5 protein-coding genes are annotated in these 4,074 nt (G+C 49.1%); 2 read left to right on the forward strand and 3 right to left on the reverse strand.

Annotated elements, in window-relative coordinates; all coding sequences use genetic code 11:
* The coding region (locus JF818_RS03550) for a GIY-YIG nuclease family protein (protein WP_198890606.1) at window positions 1-260 on the reverse strand (260 nt) is incomplete at its 3' end.
* A 62-nt stretch (window positions 261-322) separates the two neighbouring features.
* On the opposite strand from JF818_RS03550, the gene JF818_RS03555 reads away from it, so the two are divergent.
* A complete protein-coding gene (locus JF818_RS03555) occupies window positions 323-1,567 on the forward strand; it encodes a spore photoproduct lyase family protein (protein ID WP_198890607.1) in 1,245 nt (414 codons plus the stop codon).
* A gap of 98 nt (window positions 1,568-1,665) precedes the next feature.
* Here JF818_RS03555 and thyX read toward each other — a convergent pair whose 3' ends face one another.
* Complete coding sequence (gene thyX / locus JF818_RS03560) at window positions 1,666-2,487, reverse strand: FAD-dependent thymidylate synthase (RefSeq protein WP_198890608.1); 822 nt, start codon at window positions 2,485-2,487, stop codon at window positions 1,666-1,668.
* Between the two features lie 68 nt (window positions 2,488-2,555).
* Window positions 2,556-3,278: an RsmE family RNA methyltransferase gene (locus JF818_RS03565; protein ID WP_198890609.1), complete on the reverse strand. Its 723-nt coding sequence runs from the start codon at window positions 3,276-3,278 to the stop codon at window positions 2,556-2,558.
* A gap of 47 nt (window positions 3,279-3,325) precedes the next feature.
* Here JF818_RS03565 and JF818_RS03570 point away from each other — a divergent pair.
* Window positions 3,326-4,074, forward strand: a 749-nt coding sequence (locus tag JF818_RS03570; RefSeq protein ID WP_198890610.1) for a lipoate--protein ligase, incomplete at its 3' end; no start/stop codon positions are given.

The raw sequence follows: 4,074 nt of genomic DNA on the forward strand, positions 1-4,074 counted from the left end.
GAAGCAATCTTCCTTACGAGCGCTGCCGTCTTGGCACTCCTGTTTGCGAGAAAATAGCTGGTTACCCGTTTGCGAAGATCCTTTGCCTTTCCGACATAAATTATTGAACCCTTTTCATCACGCATCAAATAGACACCGCTATTATGGGGCAATTCACGTGCCTGCATCTGGGGACTGACCTGTTCTGCTGCTATGCTTCCAAGGCTTTCCACCTCACTTGCTGGGGTATACTGAACGGCTTCCTCTTTCTTCTTCTTCATCCTCCTTTGAGCATATCCAGAGAGTCTTGTTTTGGCAATGCTCAATCGATACAATACGGGCTATGAATCATCCCCTCTTTTCAACCCTTCCCCCTGTGGAACAACACTATCTTATGCAGCTTGATGAACGTTATCACTTCAGTTTTCAGCAGCAACGGCAGCTCATTGTTAGCGCATGTGACCTTGCCATGTGGCAACTGGGTCCGCTCGAAAAGTGGATAGATGAAGAGAAGGTGGTAAAACTGCAAGGAAAAGCCCAGGCAAAGACCCTGGTTGCCGACCATCTGAATAAAATGCAGCAGGAGCGGGAGAAACCAACCAACTACCAGGATTTCAATCCTGATACGCGCCTTCCTGACAAGTTCCAGAGTCTTTTTGTCTCCTCTGATACCCTGATGGGGAGATGTCCCTGCCCGGTAGAGGGAGAGAAAACCCGTTGCTGCAATCTCAAGACCCTCGATGTTGTACAGCAGTGTGCATTCGGTTGTTCCTACTGCTCGATTCAATCCTTTTACAACAGCCATGAAATAAAAGTGGTGGAAAATCTTTCAAAACGATTACAGGAACTCCAGCTTGATGAAGATACCTGGCATATCGGCACCGGACAAAGCAGCGATTCCCTCCTTTGGGGCAATGACTATGGGACCCTCGATGCACTTTCCATCCTGGCTTCCCGTTATCCCAATCTTATCATCGAACTCAAGACAAAGAGCAAACGGAGTGATTATCTCGGCCTTGACCTTCCGCTTAACATTGTTTCCACATGGTCTCTCAATGCTCCAACGATCATCGAGAAAGAGGAACATTTGGCAGCTTCCCTTCAGGGACGGCTTGATGCGGCGAGGAGGGCAAGGGACAAGGGAAGGATTATAGGGTTCCATCTGCATCCCATGGTCTACTTCGAGGGATGGCAGGAGGAGTATGGTTCGCTCATTGAACAGGTAACAACCATGTTCCTGCCTGAAGAGTTGATGATGTTCTCCCTCGGGACGCTTACATTCACCAAGGCAGTACTGAGACAACTCAGAACAGACCACTATCCAACCAGGGTTCTGGACATGGATCTCACTTCAGCGGCGGGGAAATACTCCTATCCATTGGAGATCAAGCAGGCGATGTTCTCATTTGCCTATGAGCAGTTTCCTTCCTCCTGGAAGCAGGGTTCTCCCTTCTTCTATCTCTGCATGGAGGACCCTTCGCTCTGGATGCCAACCTTTGGTTACTCCTACCCCAACGACAAGGCCTTTGAGGCAGCGATGAAAGCGTCCTACCAAGCATGTCTGGAAAGGAAGAGAGACAGGTTATAGCTTCAAATTTGTATTATGCCGCTGTTGCCCAAACCATCTATACGAATAATGCCCGCTTTCCTGAGAAAGTGGGCATTGAAATATATGTTGAAGCAATCCTAGTCAAATTTCTTTTCAAACAAGTCCAAGGCCCTACCGGAAAGCGGGTTAGCTTCACCCTTGAGCATGGATTTGATCGCTTCCATCTCACTTTTACTGAACTGCTTTCCTCCAAGCTTATGCTCCTCGAATGCCTCGGTTGCGATCGGGCATACCTTTCTCACCAGGTCAAGAATGGTCTGTGCGTAGATTCGGATCTCATATTGTGCGTGGGCATCAAGGCGGAGCTGCAGGAAGTGGAACAGATTATGGAGGTCCATCTGCCAGTACCATTCGGTGTAGAGGCTCAAGGGAAGATCGATTCGGCTGAGTTCCCTCGCGATACCCATATCCAGGAGTTTCTGGTAGGTATCATAGCTCCTCTTCTGGTCTTCGCTGAGAATGGAGAGAACCTTTTTTGCCATCTCTGGATCGACTGGCTCAGCGGTTCTTCCTTGCTTGTTGTCATCACTCTGGAAATTGATATGGGCGGGATCGGGCTGGTAGCACTCATCACTCATGACACTGTACCTTCCGCTGATCTCATTCACCCTGCCTGTACGGTGGCGGATCCACTGCCTGGCAACGAAAATCGGCATCTTCACATGGAAGGTGAAGTTCACCTGTTCAAAGGGGGATGTATGGTCGTTTCTCAGTAGGTAGTTGATCAAGCCCTTGTCCTGTCGGTAGGTCTTGGTACCACTCCCGTAGGAGACCCGTGCACTCTGTACGATTCGCTCATCACTTCCCAGGTAGTCAACCAAGCGTACAAAACCATGATCAAGTACGGGGAATTCCTTATCCAAAATCTCTTCAGCAGCGCTGACGATGCAATGTGCCATAACGATAGTACTCCTTCCTGTTTCTGGAATATTGCCATGGTACAGGAATATCCCACTCTCGGCAACTTCTAGAGAAGCCCCATTCTTCCAAGCAATACAGCCACCCCTGCACTGCAAGCTGTTTCAGTCCTCAAAATCCTCTTCCCCAGTGATGCAAACTGAAACCCATTTTCCCTAAAGAGCGTTCGCTCCCTATCACTATACCCACGCTCTCCTCCAATAGCCAAGACAACAGGTTGTTTTTCCTTCAGTTGAAACACGGAGAGAGGTATTCCCTCCCAGACATTGTCAAGGACAATTCTCTGGGTATCTGAAGGAAGCTTGGTAATGGCATCCTTGAGGGAGGAGGCAAACTGCAGTGAGCTTACCCCGCTCTGGCCACTCTGCATCGCGCCATCAATGAGGATGCTTTCATACTCCCCACTGGTGTAGAGATTGGCCTGTGCATAGGATTTCTCGGCAGTGTCGGTGGTACAAAGGATGAGGGAACCAACCCCAAGGCTGACAGCTTCCCTGAGAATCCTTCTCATGCTGATAGGCCTAACCTGGGCAACGATGAGCGTTACCGGATAGAGAGAGGATGCTTGTTCCTCTTTCACCTCGTAGGTGAAAGAGATGGCATGCTTATCCATATTTGTGATGGTGGCCAAACCCTTGCTCTGGTTGATGACTCCCGCTTGGAAGGTATCACCTACGTCTAAATGAAGGATTTTCTTGATATGACGGGCCCTATGGTCTTTCATGGACAGTTCATTGGTCAGAGATAAGGTAGAAAAGAGGATGATGTTCATACAGGGCACTATAGCATAAGGGCTGGGAAAAACGGTAGACTGATGCCATGAAGAATGCAATCTACTTGGCGAAATCGCACGACTGTGCAGCTAACCTGGCCGGAGAGGCATACCTGATGAGTCTGCCTTATGAACATGTGTTGTATCTTTGGGTGAATGATCCCTGTATCGTTATAGGGCGATACCAGAACCCGTTCAGTGAGTGCAACCTACACCGGATGGATGAGGAAGGAGTCCAACTTGTGAGAAGGCAAAGTGGGGGTGGAGCGGTCTATCATGACCAGGGCAACCTCTGTTTTACCTTGATCGGGAACAAGGAAAAGGCCTCCAAGGAAGAGAACTTCGCTCTGATTCTCATGGCACTTGCCTCTCTTTCCCTTGATTGCGAGCTCTCTGGCCGGAATGATATTCTTCTGAACGGGAAAAAAATCTCTGGCAATGCTTTCCAGACAACCGCTACCAAATTCTGTCACCACGGGACACTGCTTATCAGCAGCGACTTATCGGTAATGGGTAATTATCTTACCCCAAGCTCCACCAAGCTGGCTTCGAAGGCGGTAAAATCTGTAGCATCCCGAGTGGGAAATCTTAAGGAAGGTAACCAAAAAATCACCAATGAGATGGTACAGGATGCGTTGATCGAGGCTTTCAAGGCAACCTATGGGGAGGCTGAGTTCCAGGAGATTGATTTTACCACCTTCCCTGCTGCGCAGGAAAACTATCACCGGTTCGGGGACCGATCACAGATTCTCCAGCAGACACCACAATTCAGCCACTCTTTCACCCACCGTTTCCC

The organism is Sphaerochaeta sp. S2, assembly GCF_016406725.1.
Classification (GTDB): domain Bacteria; phylum Spirochaetota; class Spirochaetia; order Sphaerochaetales; family Sphaerochaetaceae; genus Sphaerochaeta.